At 50.1% G+C, this 14963-nt stretch carries 14 protein-coding genes; 6 read left to right on the forward strand and 8 right to left on the reverse strand.

Going from position 1 to position 14963, the window contains the following annotated elements:
* Window positions 1-42: 42 nt before the first annotated feature.
* The 6 genes from tyrR to pspA form a co-directional block, all read right to left on the reverse strand.
* Window positions 43-1578, reverse strand: a complete 1536-nt coding sequence (tyrR, locus tag ACVA58_RS06735) for a transcriptional regulator TyrR (protein WP_446509668.1) — start codon at window positions 1576-1578, stop codon at window positions 43-45.
* Between the two features lie 241 nt (window positions 1579-1819).
* Window positions 1820-2854 (reverse strand): YcjF family protein, encoded by a 1035-nt coding sequence (locus tag ACVA58_RS06740; RefSeq protein ID WP_446509669.1) that lies wholly within the window; start codon window positions 2852-2854, stop codon window positions 1820-1822.
* Window positions 2851-4248 (reverse strand): YcjX family protein, encoded by a 1398-nt coding sequence (locus tag ACVA58_RS06745; RefSeq protein WP_446509670.1) that lies wholly within the window; start codon window positions 4246-4248, stop codon window positions 2851-2853. Before ACVA58_RS06745 ends, ACVA58_RS06740 begins: the two co-directional genes overlap by 4 nt.
* A gap of 233 nt (window positions 4249-4481) precedes the next feature.
* Window positions 4482-4868, reverse strand: a complete 387-nt coding sequence (gene pspC, locus ACVA58_RS06750) for an envelope stress response membrane protein PspC (protein ID WP_446509671.1) — start codon at window positions 4866-4868, stop codon at window positions 4482-4484.
* Window positions 4865-5095, reverse strand: a complete 231-nt coding sequence (gene pspB / locus ACVA58_RS06755) for an envelope stress response membrane protein PspB (protein WP_428652840.1) — start codon at window positions 5093-5095, stop codon at window positions 4865-4867. Before pspB ends, pspC begins: the two co-directional genes overlap by 4 nt.
* An 89-nt stretch (window positions 5096-5184) precedes the next feature.
* Window positions 5185-5850 carry a phage shock protein PspA gene (gene pspA / locus ACVA58_RS06760; RefSeq protein WP_446509672.1) on the reverse strand — a complete coding sequence of 222 codons (666 nt, stop codon included), beginning with the start codon at window positions 5848-5850 and terminating at the stop codon, window positions 5185-5187.
* Between the two features lie 171 nt (window positions 5851-6021).
* Here pspA and pspF point away from each other — a divergent pair, with 171 nt between their 5' ends.
* From pspF to ACVA58_RS06790, 6 genes are all read left to right on the forward strand, one after another.
* Window positions 6022-7062 carry a phage shock protein operon transcriptional activator gene (pspF, locus tag ACVA58_RS06765; protein ID WP_446509673.1) on the forward strand — a complete coding sequence of 347 codons (1041 nt, stop codon included), beginning with the start codon at window positions 6022-6024 and terminating at the stop codon, window positions 7060-7062.
* Between the two features lie 128 nt (window positions 7063-7190).
* Window positions 7191-8816 carry an ABC transporter substrate-binding protein SapA gene (gene sapA / locus ACVA58_RS06770; protein ID WP_446509674.1) on the forward strand — a complete coding sequence of 542 codons (1626 nt, stop codon included), beginning with the start codon at window positions 7191-7193 and terminating at the stop codon, window positions 8814-8816.
* Between the two features lies 1 nt (window position 8817).
* Window positions 8818-9780 (forward strand): ABC transporter permease, encoded by a 963-nt coding sequence (locus tag ACVA58_RS06775; RefSeq protein ID WP_446509675.1) that lies wholly within the window; start codon window positions 8818-8820, stop codon window positions 9778-9780.
* Window positions 9767-10654, forward strand: a complete 888-nt coding sequence (sapC, locus tag ACVA58_RS06780) for a putrescine export ABC transporter permease SapC (protein ID WP_446509676.1) — start codon at window positions 9767-9769, stop codon at window positions 10652-10654. The genes ACVA58_RS06775 and sapC overlap by 14 nt, the downstream gene beginning before the upstream one ends.
* On the forward strand, window positions 10654-11655 hold the full coding sequence (locus tag ACVA58_RS06785; RefSeq protein WP_446509677.1) for a peptide ABC transporter ATP-binding protein: 1002 nt from the start codon (window positions 10654-10656) through the stop codon (window positions 11653-11655). The genes sapC and ACVA58_RS06785 overlap by 1 nt, the downstream gene beginning before the upstream one ends.
* The gene (locus ACVA58_RS06790; RefSeq protein ID WP_446509678.1) at window positions 11652-12476 is read left to right on the forward strand and encodes a peptide ABC transporter ATP-binding protein; all 825 of its coding nucleotides are present in this window, start codon (window positions 11652-11654) and stop codon (window positions 12474-12476) included. Before ACVA58_RS06785 ends, ACVA58_RS06790 begins: the two co-directional genes overlap by 4 nt.
* A gap of 84 nt (window positions 12477-12560) precedes the next feature.
* Here ACVA58_RS06790 and ACVA58_RS06795 read toward each other — a convergent pair whose 3' ends face one another.
* Complete coding sequence (locus ACVA58_RS06795; RefSeq protein WP_446509679.1) at window positions 12561-13826, reverse strand: MgtC/SapB family protein; 1266 nt, start codon at window positions 13824-13826, stop codon at window positions 12561-12563.
* Between the two features lie 142 nt (window positions 13827-13968).
* Complete coding sequence (pyrF, locus tag ACVA58_RS06800; protein ID WP_446509680.1) at window positions 13969-14664, reverse strand: orotidine-5'-phosphate decarboxylase; 696 nt, start codon at window positions 14662-14664, stop codon at window positions 13969-13971.
* Window positions 14665-14963: the final 299 nt, after the last annotated feature.

Raw genomic sequence — 14963 nt, forward strand, 5'->3', positions numbered from 1 at the left:
CGTTTGGATTAACGTTTTCAAACATAACTGGGTGGGGTCAGATTAATGCTTCCCGATCTCGTATTCGCGTAACTTGTTAGCGACCGCGGTATGTGAAACCCCCAGCCTTTTCGCCAGTTTGCGTGTCGACGGATAGCTGCGGTACAAGCTACTCAAAATACCCGACTCATAGCGCTTCATAATCTCGTCAAGCGAGCCATCAAGGGTCTCCTCGCTGATCACTGTCGCTGACTCGTTTTCTGGCAACTGGATATCATCGACTTTGATTTCCGTCCCTTCTAACTGGGTCATGGCGCGGAACAGTACATTGCGAAGCTGGCGAATATTACCCGGCCATGCATATTGGCTAAGGTATTGGGCAACTTCGGCGGAAATCGCTGGTTTCTGCTGTTGTAGCTCTTGAGCAAACTGGCTCAGGAACAAGTCGGCCAACGGAACAATGTCCGCCGTTCTTTCACGTAGCGGCGGGACAGTCAATGCCAATACATTCAAGCGATAGTACAAGTCTTCCCTGAATTGTCCGGTCGCGACAAGCTCAGGCAGTTTCTTCTGGGTCGAACAGATAACCCGGACATCGACCTTCATCTCCTGCTCTTCACCAACACGGCGGAACGTACCGTCCTGCAGGAAACGAAGCAGTTTGATTTGCAGGTGCTCTGACATCTCACCGACTTCGTATAAAAAGGCAATACCACCATCAGCTTGCTCGAAGATCCCTTTCTTGCCCGGCTCGGTCGTGGTCGCGGCCATACCGAACAATTCTGTTTCGGCTGCATTGTCTGGCATCGACATACAGTTGACGAGCAGGAATGGGTTATCGCGACGCAGTGAGCGTTGATGGCAAGCCCTTGCCAGCATCTCTTTACCGGTACCCGTTTCACCCTGGATCAATAATGGTGCATCCAGCATAGCCAGCTTCTTCGACTGCGAGACTAGTTGCTTGAAGCGGGATGATTGACCGACCAGATGTTCGAATCCATTATCACCACTGAGCTGTCGCATCGCTAAGGGCATCTTGGCTTCCGAAAGGGATTTGAGCAGGGTAACCGCACTGGCCAGTACCTGTTCTTCCGTTTCATCGGTCACATAGACCGGCATGATTTCCATCATGTAGTCGAGGCCTGAGAGCACAACCAACTCACTCCGACGGCTGGCATTATCATTTTCCAACCAGTTGTGGATATTAAAGCCGACGAAAGTTTGGATATGTTCGCCGACAATCTCCTCACGGGGTTTGCCGAGCAAGACTTCTGCTGCGTCATTGGCAAGATCAATCTTGCCCTGCAAGCTAATAGAGAAAAACGGATCAGGTAAGGCTTCCAGTAACGCTTTCAGCTCTTTGTGTTCACGTTCGCTAGGCATGAACTGGATCTTTCTAACATCAGTCACCCCATCCAACTGGCGGATCTGTGACATCAACTGGCTAAATTGCTCAAATTCAACTTCGGGGCAATTTAAATAAATGATCCCAACCCGGTCAATTTCGATGCCCCGTAAGTCAATCTGCCGGCTCGCAAGGATATCCAGCAACTCTCGGGTCATACCAAGTCGGTCTTCGCAAAAGACTTGTAGCCTCATATTTATTATCTTCCAAGGTGTCAGGAATTGTTGACACTAGAAGTTTGCGCCTTCCCCGTAGTTGAGTCAAGTCATTGACGTCCGTAGCTGAGAGGTTGCGCACTATCAATCCATTACCGGATCAATATCGACCCAATGAATAAGAAAAACGAAGCGGGATGAGGGGTGGAAAGAGTGGAAAGAAGGCCGCTATGGGCCTTCATTTAGTGATGAAATATTTCCATTACGATAAGCTTGGTCTTTAGCGTTCTTTGTGGGTCAGCCTGCTAAGCAAATCTTTACGAATTTCACTCAGCTTAGGTTGCTGCTCGGGTTGCCACGGCAGCGGACGCATCACGTTAATCGCCTTGAGCCCTAGTCTGCCCGTCAGCAGACCAACACCGACCCCTTGCGCGACCCGGGTAGACATTCTACCTGCCAAATCCATCGACAACATGTCCATGCCACTATCGGCAATCACCTCGCTGGCCCCCGCGACCGCCATATTGGCCAGCACCAATTTTACCAACTTGATCCGCGACCAATATCCCAACTCGACCCCATAAACCTTAGCAACTTGGTCAATCAATCGGAAATTCCGCCAAGCCACCAGCAACATATCCGCCAAGGCCAACGGACTGACCGCCACCATAACCGCGGCTTCACTGGCATATTTCGCCACCAGCTTACGCGCCATCTTGTCTTGCTGACCCAGCACCATGCGGTCATAAAGCTGCATTACCTCACGGTCATTATGAGTGGCCGCCAATGACTGCAGCCACTTATCATAACCAGCATGCTCTTCCATCACCTTGCCCTGCTTGGCTAGCCGGGTACAAAACGCCTTAGCTTGACCGATACCATCGGCCTCAAGCAATGCTTGCGCCTGCTCTCGCTCACTCTGACGTCGCTTTAGGCGGCGCAAGCTCATTAGCTCACGTCCTAGTGCCGTGATCCCCGCACCGGCAATACCGGCAACAATGACGCTCCAGCCTAAGGCAAGCCAATCACCGCCCTGATAGGCCGTCACGACATAATCCACTGTTTGCCAACCCACCATGGCAGCACCGCCAACCAACAAGCCTTTTAGCCAACCAGAGCGGCGCTTGGGCTTACTGCGCAGGGCTCGGTCGAGTTCGGCTTCAACGTCCGGCTGTTCGGTATCCATCGCTTCCGGTAAGAAACTCTTGTCCTGCTCGGCAAACTGCAACTGTGACGTCAACTCAACCTCGACAGCATCCGCGTCTGACTTTGATGGCTCATCAAAGACGATCTTACTTTTTAACGACTCACTCATCGCAATTTATCCCCCAGCAGGTATTCCATCGCCTTATCCATGCGGATATGTGGCAATGGCTCGTCGCTTTGCATTTCAAGCGGACGGAAATTAATAAAATCAAAACCTGATTGCTGCCAGAAAGTATCGTTTGGCAAACGACGTGGCACCTCACCAGGAAATAAGGTCTTGGCATCACCGTCAATTTGGTGGCCACGTAATGCAGGCACCTGGCGGCCATGATAATCAACAAACCCAGGTTCGGTGGCCTGAATCGAAGACAGGCTGACACAATCCATCTTGATCCCCTCAAATGATGCGGTCTGCCATGCTTCATTGACCAGCTGCTGTAGCAAACTCACCAAGTTGGGATGCTGCTCGGGAGTGACATGATCAGCTTTGGTTGCCGCAAACAGTACCTTATCGATTCTGGGTGAAAACAAGCGTTTTAACATTGAGCTACGACCGTAACGGAAGCTCTGCATCAGCTGATCGAGCGCTTGGCGCATATCATTGAATGATTCCGGCCCGGCATTGAGCGGCTGCAAACAGTCAACTAAGATGATCTGGCGGTCGAACTTGGAAAAATGCTCCTTATAGAACGCCTTCACCACATGCTGCTGGTAGTAACGGTAGCGACTTTTAAGCATTCCGAGGTTGGTCTCTTCACTGGCATCGGCCCATTGCTGCTCGGTTATCTTATCGAGCCAGACCATCGGGAAGAACTGCAATACCGGTGCGCCCGCCAGCTCACCCGGTAGAACGAATCGGCCCGGCTGAACCCAGTGCAATCCACCTTCAGCTTTGCACTTATACAAATATTCGGTAAAACGCGCCGAGATCTGTTCAATCAACGCCTCGTCTGCCTGCGCCAATGGGTCGAAAGACTCGGCCATGGCCAACCAATCCGATGCCAACTCGGCACGCTTACCTTTCAGGATCTGGGCTTGCTGGCGCGACCATGCCATAAAGTCCAGTTCCAACAGTGGTAAATCCAATAACCATTCGCCGGGGTAATCGACAATATCCAAATACAATGTTGCCGTTTCTTGCAACAGTTTCATTGCTCCACGCTGTGGCTTGTAACGCAGTGCCAAACGTGTCTGGCTGACATCGCGCGTCGGCTCGGGCCAACTCGGCGGTGTCGATAGCAGTGATCCCATCCCTTCTTCGTAAGCAAATTTAGGCACATGCATATCAATTTGCGGCACCCGCTTAGCGCCCAGCAGTTGATCATCCCTCACGGCGGTGAATAGCGGCAATCGCGGATTGGTACTCACATGCATGAGCTGATTAACCAGTGAAGTAATGAAAGCGGTCTTACCCGCCCGGGATAGGCCCGTCACCGCCAAACGGACATGGCGGTCTAAACTCCTGTTCACCAGTTTGTTCAACTCATTGCTAAATCGATTCATAAACTATCCTGAAAATATCAAACACAGCACAGAGCGGATGCGAAGCCTACTCCCCAAAAGTCCCAAAGAAATAATGCCCCAGAGAAACCATAACCCTGACTATAAGCCCCGGCTTATTAACCTCTGATGAATTGGGACGTTAACCCAGTAGACATCAAGCTTGGATTTGCTAGAAGGTGGTTTGCAAAAAAAAGAAAAGCAGGCCATCGCCTGCTTTTCAGCTTGCTCATTAGTTATAGGTTGCGAAACTCGCGGTCCACTTTGAACGCCGATGAAGTCACATAAGCCTCCATATCACGTAACTCATGTTCCATGTTATCGAGCTCATTCTCGACATTCTGTAAAATTTGGCCTGCTGGCTTTCCGGCTTGCCATGGTTTCTGCTTAACATGGTGATCGCGGAAAATCGTCTGCTGCTGTATGCGTTCCTCGGGCATCTTATCGAGGATCAGCCAAGCGGCGACATAGGCCAGGGTGACAAAGAATCCCACCCCAAGTAAAAACGCTGACACAGTGAGGATCCTCACCAACCAGATTTCCATACCAAAGTATTCGGCAACTCCGGCACAAACGCCACCTAGCTTGCCGTTTTTCGGGTCTCGGTAGAGGGTCTTATTCATGATTTGCGCCTCCACTGTGGGACTTCCGAGTCCAAGATACGTTCCAAGGTCACGATCCGCTCTTGCATCTGCTCTGCGCGAGCCACCAGCTCCTGTAGTTTCTGCTGATCGTCACCAGACAACCCTTCACCAGCATGCTTCTTGCTACGGTAGTGAAGGATCAACCACAGTGGGGCAACAAAGATCATGAATACGACTAACGGCCCAACAATAAACCCCATAGACATTATTTTTCTCCTTTTTTCGCGCAGATTCAATTCATTAGATTGTCACAATAGCCATTGCCATCATAACAACCAATTTCCGGTAAGGTGAATTACTCTTTGTCCTTAAGGTTGGCTTTCATGCGCTCAAGCTCTTTTTCAATTTCATCTTGCGCTTGCAGATCAGCAAACTCATCGTTTAGGTTCTTGCCACGCCCAATGCTATAGCTGTCAGCTTCTGCTTCCATCTCATCGATACGGCGCTCGTACTGCTCGAATTTCGACAACGCTTCATCGACTTTACCTGTATCTAATTGACGACGCACATCACGACGAGTATCGGCAGCTTTGTGACGCATTACCAACGCCTGCTGGCGGGCGCGGGTTTCTTGCAGCTTACGCTCCAACTCCGCCACTTCCGTTGCAAGCTTCTCAATAGTTGCCTCTACCAGCTTGTACTCTTCATTTAATGTCAGCGCGACGTCGTTAAGCTTCTGCTTTTCAATCAACGCAGCACGAGCAAGATCTTCACGGCCTTTCTGAATCGCCAAGCTGGCTTTTTCCTGCCAATCACGGCTCTGAGCTTCAATCGCCTGGATACGGCGCTGCAGCTCTTTCTTGTCAGCCAATGCACGGGCTGAAGACGTACGCACTTCAACCAGCGTATCTTCCATTTCCTGAATGATAAGTCGGATCATCTTTTGCGGATCTTCAGCCTTGTCCAACAGTGAGTTGACGTTGGCATTAACAATATCGGCAAAGCGAGAAAAAATACCCATAATTACATCTCCTAAATATATTTGCGTTCTGTTCCAGAACTGTAACTCTATTTACCATTACAACAAGCATGCCAACTTTTTGTCTTTTATATATCATATACTTAGATTTACACCCTAACAGTCCTCCTGCTAAGGTGTAAGCAATTACGCCAACTATTAGTGAGATTAACCATGCGAAAGACAGATAACCTCATCGGCGAGTCCGAAGCGTTCCTCACGGTACTGGATCAAACCTCGCGCCTTGCTCCGCTTGATCGTCCGATCCTGATCATCGGCGAACGAGGAACGGGTAAGGAGCTCATCGCCCAGCGCCTGCATTATCTGTCACGCCGGTGGGACCAACCCCTCGTCTCGCTAAACTGCGCCGCGCTGAGTGAAGGTGTGATTGACTCCGAGCTGTTCGGCCACGAGGCTGGCTCATTTACTGGCGCCAAAGGCCGGCACCAAGGGCGCTTCGAGCGCGCCGAGAATGGGACCTTGTTTCTCGACGAACTAGCAACGGCACCTATGGGAGTACAGGAAAAACTGCTCAGGGTAATTGAATACGGCGAATATGAGCGAGTGGGTGGCAGCAAAACTTGCCAGGCCAATGTCCGGTTGATCTGCGCTACCAATGAAAACCTGCCGCAACTGGCCGCAGAGGGTAAGTTCCGTTCCGATTTGCTCGACCGCCTTGCCTTCGACATCATTCACTTACCGCCATTGCGCGAACGACAAGAAGATATTTTACCCCTTGCCGAATACTACGCCGTGAAAATGTGCCGCGAGCTTAACTTCAGCTTTTTCGCCGGGTTCAGTCTGCAAGCTCAGCAGCAACTGCAAACCTATCCCTGGCCCGGCAACATCCGTGAACTGAAGAATGTGACTGAGCGCTCCGTCTTTCGCCATAGCATCGAAAATGAACCGGTCGATACCATTATTTTTGACCCGTTCACGCCACCTTGGCAACAAGAGGACGGCAATGAAAGCAGCAGTAAAAATCATACCGCCCCCAGCTCTTCCACTGGTGATCTCGCAATCAGCCACAGCGACGGCACATGGGAATTCCCCATTGATTTTCGCCAGTGGCAACAAGATCAGGAGATTGCCATTCTTCAACAGGCTCTCGAACAAGCACAGTATAATCAGCGCAAAGCCGCTGACTTACTCAGCTTAAGCTACCATCAACTGAGGGGACTGCTGCGCAAGTACCAGTTGGTCGGAAATGACTAAAAGCACTTTTCTGTACATTTTCTAGCCATAAAGAACCCAGAAATAACAGGTATTTTAGTAAGGTGACTTGGTGACAGACTGGGTTAATGGTAAATTTATAATCTTGTTTCCAAAAAATTTCTTATCTTATGAGCGCCTATACTCGTCTTTTGCTTGTGTGCGTCAGCCTTGCCGGCCTGATTGGCTGTAGTGATGACCCGCAGCAGGATAGCAATATTCGCAGCCGCGGCTTCGTCTATTGCGGACAAGATAAGCCAACAACCTTTAACCCACAGCTAATCGACGGTGGGTTAACGGCTGATACCTTGGCTGCGCAACTTTTCGACCGCTTGTTACTCCTCGACCCTATTAGCCACCAGCCTCTTCCATCGCTAGCCGAGGGCTGGAGTACCAGTGATGATGGCTTGGTCTATACCTTTACGTTAAGGCAAGGTGTTGAGTTTCAAACCACTGATTGGTTCAAACCTACACGCCAGTTCAACGCTCAGGATGTGGTGTTTAGCTTTAAACGCGTCATTCAACCGGATCACCCTTTCCATGCGATCTCCGGCGGTCGCTATCCTTGGTTCGACAGCCAGGGATTTTCCAGCCTGATTGAAGATATCGAGGTTGTTGACCCACTCACAGTAAGGTTTACTCTAAGCCGGCCTGATAACGCCTTTTTGTCCAACTTGGCAACGACCTATGCAGTGATCCACTCACAGGAATATGCCGAGCAAGCTCTGCGCGCCGGCAAGCCAGATCAACTGGACTCCTTACCCGTTGGAACTGGGCCGTTTTACCTCGATAGCTACCAAGCCAACGATTTTGTTCGGCTAAACCGCAATGAAAACTACTGGCAAGGTAAGGCCCCCATGGAACAAGTGGTGTTCGATATCGCGAGTCGCGGTACGGGTACATTGGCCAAATTGCTTAGCAACGAGTGTGATGTACTGTCATCACCTGTTGCCAGTCAACTACCCGTCATCAGTGCCGACGATGATTTTAACCTTAATGCCCAAACCGGCATGAACGTGGCGTTCTTAGCGCTGGATAACAACCAGCCAGAGCTGAGTGATATTCGAGTTCGCAAAGCCATCAACCATGCCATCAACCGTGAGAATCTGCTCAATTCGGTCTATTACGGTACCGGTACCAAAGCACGTAGCCTTCTGCCGCCAATGTCTTGGGCTTACAACCATGGTAGCCAGGCACTGGATTATGACCCGGCAAAGGCACTTGCCCTACTCAAGGAAGCCGGTTACGACAAAAACCTGGCTTTGACCCTATGGGTACCGCTTGAGCCACGTCCATATAATCCGAGCCCGCGCAAAACGGCAGAGCTAATCCAAGCGGATCTCAATGCTGTCGGAGTCAAGGTAGATATTATCACCCAAGATACCGTCAACCGCTTTAGTGCAATTGATAAGTACAACAGTGATTTAATCTTAACCGGTTGGATTGCCGATAACGGCGATCCGGACAACTTCCTGCGCCCGCTGCTGTCTTGCGATGCCAAGAAAGCCGGCCTGAATGTCGCTAACTGGTGTAACCTCAGCTTTGACAACCTGTTGGAGCTAGCATCGAGAACCCCTAAACTGAACCAGCGACTCAATTATTACCACCTCGCCCAAGATATCTTGGATACCGAGGTACCTATTGTCCCACTGGCCCATGGCGTCCATTTCCAGGTTCATCACAAATCCCTCCAGGGTTTGCAGATGAGTCCATTTGGCACCCGCTCCTTCTCGACAGTTTTCCGGAGCGAGAACTAATATGTTTATCTATACCATCCGTAGGCTAAACCTCTTTCTGATTACTCTGCTGATCCTGACCTTGATCGGCTATAGTATTTTGCGCCTAGACAATGCGTCACTGTGGAGCACACAGTCATTCTGGTCTGGTTGGGCGATTTACCTTGAGAACTTGATGGCTGGCCACTTAGGCATGAACCTCCAAGGCGAGCCAATCGTCAACGAAGTGATGGCAGTTTTCCCGGCGACTCTTGAACTGAGTTTCTTTGCTTTTGTGCTTTCGCTGATCATCGGTATCCCTGTGGGTACCCTTGCCGGTGTCAAACGCGGCAAATTCATTGACACCGCCATCTCTTCAATCACTCTCGTGGGTTACTCTATTCCACTTTTTTGGTTGGCGATGCTGCTTATCCTACTGTTTTCACTTAAATTAGGTTGGCTACCCGTTTCTGGTCGCTACAGTTTGCTGTACGAAATTGACCATGTCACCGGTATTGCGCTAATCGATGTGATGCTATCTGACAAGCCTTACCGTGCTGAAGCCCTGATGGATACCATCAGACACCTTGTGCTGCCTACGGTGGTATTAGCAATGGCACCAACTACCGAGGTGATCAGGCTAACCCGTGCATCTGTATCTGATGTCATGGATCAAAACTTCATCAAGGTTGCCCAAACTAAGGGCTTATCGATGTTTGAAATCATTACCCGGCATGTACTGAGAAATGCCATTCCACCGATTATCCCGAAACTGGGTATGCAGTTCTCGACCATGATGACCTTCGCGATGCTAACCGAATCTATCTTCAACTGGCCGGGGATCGGCCGTTGGTTACTTGATGCCATTTCAAGCCAGAACTACGTCGCTATCCAAGCCGGAGTGATCACCGTAGGTACCTTTATCCTGATTGCCAATATCCTGTCTGATTTGACCGGCGCCCTTGTCAATCCTCTCGTACGGAAGGAATGGTATGCTATCAAATAACATCTACCAGGAGACCAAGATCCCAACCCAGCGTGAGCGGGCTTGGCAAAACTTCAAAAACAACTCCTTAGCGATGTTTGGTCTGTGGTGCCTGGTTCTCCTCAGTGTCATTACATTGCTAGCACCTTGGCTAACGCCCTACGATGCTTTCAGCCAAGTGGGTGAACTGCTGATGCCGCCATCGTGGGATACAGCCGGTAAAGTCGAATACTTCTTCGGTACCGACGACCTTGGTCGCGATATGCTCAGCCGCTTATTGCTCGGTTCACGTCTGACTTTCGGCTACGCCGTGCTGGTAGCTATTGGCTCCGCGACTATCGGGATTTTGATCGGCGTGTTGGCCGGGATGACCCAAGGCTTGAAATCCAGCTTCCTCAACCACGTGTTGGATACCGTACTGTCTATTCCTTCCCTGCTGCTGGCGATAATCGTTGTCGCTTACATGGGGCCGGGTGAGACCAATATCCTGCTGGCGATTTGGCTAGCACTGATCCCGCGCTTTATCCGTGCGGTGTATACCGCAGTACACAACGAGGTAGAAAAAGACTATATCATGGCGGCACGTCTTGACGGTGCCAACAACTTCTACCTGCTGTACAACTCTATCTTGCCCAATATCCTGACCGTGCTGACCAATGAATTCACTCGGGCAATTTCTATTGCTATTCTCGATATTGCCGCACTGGGTTTTCTTGGTCTTGGTGCCCAAGCACCGATGCCTGAATGGGGCGCAATGCTGGGTGATTCCATCGAACTGATCTATCTTGCTCCATGGACAGTAACCTTACCGGGACTGGCCATTACATTCAGTGTTTTGGTTGTAAACTTAGTAGGAGAAGGACTCCGCCAAGCCATTAATGCGGGGATTGACTGATGCCACTATTAGATATTCGTAACCTGACCATTGAGATCGATACGCCGCAAGGTATGGTAAAAGCCGTCGAACGGATGAGCCTGACTATTAACGAAGGCGAAATTCGTGGCTTAGTCGGCGAATCCGGCTCGGGTAAAAGCTTGGTAGCCAAAGCCATCGCCGGTGTGACCAAAAGCAACTGGCGGGTCAGTGCCGACCGCCTGCGGCTTGGTGATATAGACCTACTGACCCTGTCAGCTCGAGAGCGGCGCCGGGTCGTCGGCCGTGAAATTGCAATGATCTTCCAGGAGCCGTCATCATGCCTGGATCCGTCTGAAAAAGTCGGTGAACAATTAGAAGAGGCCATTCCATCAGCATCGTTTAATGGCTCTTTCTGGCAACGGTTCCACTGGCGCCAGAAGCAGGCTATCGCCCTACTCCACAAAGTCGGGATCAAAGATCACCGCCGTGTGATGCGGAGCTATCCTTACGAACTGACTGATGGGGAATGCCAAAAGGTGATGATTGCCATGGCGATCGCCAACCGCCCTCGACTACTGATCGCCGATGAACCGACCAATGATTTGGATCCGATCACTCAAGCGCAAATTTTCCGCTTATTGAGCCGGATGAATCAACTGGGCAATACGACCATTTTGCTGGTCAGCCATGATCTGACCACCGTAACTCAATGGGCAGACCGGATCACAGTCATGTACTGTGGCCAATCTGTTGAGTCAGCCAATCGACAACAATTGTTGGAGTCACCGCATCACCCCTATACCGAAGCGTTGCTGCGGGCCATGCCGGATTTCAATCTCGATAAACTTGCCCATAAAAGTAAGCTGGAAACCCTGCCTGGCTCTATTCCCCCGCTTCAGCACCTGCCTATTGGCTGCCGACTCGGGCCCCGCTGTCCGCATGCCCAGCGTAAATGTGTCGAAGTGCCGAAGCGCAAAAAGATCAAGAATCACAAGTTCAGCTGCCACTTTCCGCTGAACATGGAGAGCAATACAAAATGAGTGCGTTACTTGAAGTCGAAAACCTAAAAAAAGACTACCATTACCGCTCAGGCTTATTCCGTCGCCGTACCATAGAAGCAGTAAAACCAGTCTCCTTCAGCTTGGAAGCCGGAGAGACTATTGCCTTTATGGGTGAAAACGGATCAGGAAAGTCCACGTTAGCACGAATGCTCTCTGGGGTGGTCGAGCCTACTGAGGGAGTGATCCGTGTGAATGGTGAGCCATTAACACACCGAGACTACCAGACCCGCTGCAAACTGATCAGAATGATCTTCCAAGATCCCAACACATCGCTAAACCCGCGAATACAGATCGGTAAAATCCTCGAAGGACCGCTGAAACGAAATACTAGCATGACGCCACAAGCCCGTGAGCGTCGGATCATGGAAACCCTGAAGCGTGTGGGTTTGCTACCTGAACATGCTTATTTTTACCCACAAATGCTGGCAACCGGCCAAAAGCAGCGCGTATCACTAGCACGAGCCTTGATTCTGCAACCTTGTATTATTGTGGCTGACGAAGCGCTTAACGGGCTTGATATGTCGATGCGCTCACAGATCATCAACCTGCTGCTTGAGCTTCAAGAAGAGATGGGACTGTCATACATTTATGTATCGCAGCATATGGGAGTGATCAAGCACTTCTCGGACAGGGTTATCGTGATGCAACACGGTGTGATTGTTGAAGAAGGCAAAACCAATGAAGTCTTCGGCAACCCGCAGCACGCACTGACCCAGAAGTTGCTCGACAGTCACTTTTCCGCCCCATCCCATGACCGGAGCAACCGTCTCAGCCGGGCAACACCAAAAATCGAGTGTTAAGACGGCACTTTAGACGGGGCGAATAATGCGAAATCAAAAACGGGCATACCGTCCGTTTTTTACTTCCACCTGCGGTGTTCTTGGCTAAGCCAATAACACCGCCAAGCCACCAAGCATCACCGCCCCTATCACAGGCAAAGCAACATACTTACGCAATCCAGACTCACCGATAAACCACACCATCCCCATTTTTACCAGGCTATTCACGGCAGCCGCGATAAATATCCCCATCGATGCCGTAGCTAGCATCTGGCCATCCGCACTCTGCCGACCTAGCGCAAGTGTAATAGCATCAACATCTGTGATCCCTGAAATCGCCGCCAGCACCAAGGTCCCCGTATTACCAAACCACTCCTGCAACCCGTTGGCCAGTAGGATAATCAGTAGCAATATAAGCCCAAAACCCAGTGCTGACGTCAGCGCCAGCGGGTTTTGCTTCATCTCGGGGCTAGTCTGGCTATCGACTTTGTTTCGCTGCCATATCCACCATGCTGGCAAGTAGAAACCAAGCATCATCAATAGCATAGGCAACCACAGCCAATCTATTAGCTCCCGGTTTACCACTGAGCATACAAAGATAATACGAGGGAACATGGTCCCACAGCTAAGCAAGATCCCACTGCCTAGCAAGCCATTAAGTTGCGGCTGCTGTTTCGACAAGTGGGAAAACTGTAATGTCAGAGCCGTCGACGAACTGAGCCCGGCAAAGAGGCAGGTCAACAAAATACCCTTTTTCGCCCCGCCGATCTTCATTGCAAAGTAGCCGACAAACGAAATACCGGCGATCAACACCACCATCCACCAAATTTCGTAGGGATTGATGGCTCCCCACGGTCCCATCGGTTCATTGGGCAGTAGCGGCAGTAATACAACAGAGATAAGCAACAAACGAAGGGCGGCATCCAGTTCATACTCTTGCAACCGCTGCAGGGCTGCGTGCAGCTCTTGTTTGTTATCAAGAATAATCGCGGTGATCACCGCAGCCGAGACAGCCAAAGTAGGGTCACCAACAATCGCCAGTGCCCCGAGCAGAAAGGTAATTAACGTACCCACCAAGCCCGTGATACTGAGGTTGGTTTGCCACTTTAGACGGTGGGAATAAGCAACGGTCAAAACAATGGTAAGCGCGACAAACGATAAGCCGAGAAATAGCTCGGAGAAATGTTCAGCCATCAGCCCACAGATACCACCGAGCAAACCGACTAAGGAATAGGTTCGGATCCCGGCAATTCGGCTCCCGGCCGCTTCATTACGCTCGACCCAGCCGCGCTGGATACCTATGATGGCACCAAGCAGTAAAGCAATAGCCAACCGAATATAAGGAGAAGTTAATGCTAAATCCGAGTCCATAGACCACCTAAACTAGATTTCCTTAATCTAGTTTAGGATGAGCAACGACGAGCAACTGTCTGCTCTATCACGAATTTTATATTGATATATAAAAAAACAGGCCCTCATGAGGACCTGTCTTTACAAAATAAGCAGCAGTCAGTTAAACAAGCGTCTTGTTGATTTCAGCTAGAACCGCTGCCGGATCAGCCGCTTTGGTAATTGGTCGGCCGATAACCAAGTAGTCAGAGCCAGCTTGTACCGCTTCAACTGGGGTCATGACACGGCGCTGATCGCCTGCTGCGCTACCTGCAGGGCGGATACCCGGGGTAACTAACTTAAACTCGCTTCCCAGTTCTGTTTTCAGCATTGTTGACTCATGGGCAGAACACACTACACCGTCAAGGCCGCTGTTCTTAGTCAAACGAGCAAGGTTCAATACGTGCTCTTTTGGCTCAGCCGTAATACCTATGCCTTGCAGGTCGGATGCTTCCATACTGGTCAGCACGGTTACACCGATAAGTAGCGGACGATCTTTGCCAAACGGCTCAAGAATTTCGCGTGATGCTGTCATCATCCGCTCGCCACCGCTGGCATGAACATTCACCATCCAAACACCCAGATCAGCAGCCGCAGCCACTGCGCGTGAGCAGGTATTAGGAATATCGTGGAATTTCAAATCAAGAAATACAGAATGGCCCCGATCATGCAGTTTACGCACAAAGTCAGGGCCAAAAAAAGTAAACATCTCTTTGCCAACTTTCAATCGGCAACTTCCCGGTTCAATTCGATCAACAAAGGCGAGTGCCTCGTCTTGGCTTGGGTAGTCGAGAGCGACAATTACTTTTGGATCTAACATGGCATCTCCTGCTTAGTTATAAGGTCAAACTGGCCCAGCTTGCTGAGCGCGCTCAGGATTGTACAGCAAAATAGCTTTTTTTCGAGTACTAATTGAAAAATAGCACCAAGCAGCCAAAATATGCACTCAATACATTTAGCAATCGTTTATTTAACTCACTAAAATTTTTAACACCATTTTCAGAGTAAAAGTAAGCATCGAAAAAATTAACTTTCAATATTTAGCTTAAAGAGGCCAACTTTAGTTACAAAAAAGCCCACTTGAATATCAAGCAGGCTTTTTATCATCATTTTTACACG

The sequence above is a fragment of the Photobacterium sp. DNB22_13_2 genome (assembly GCF_052873915.1).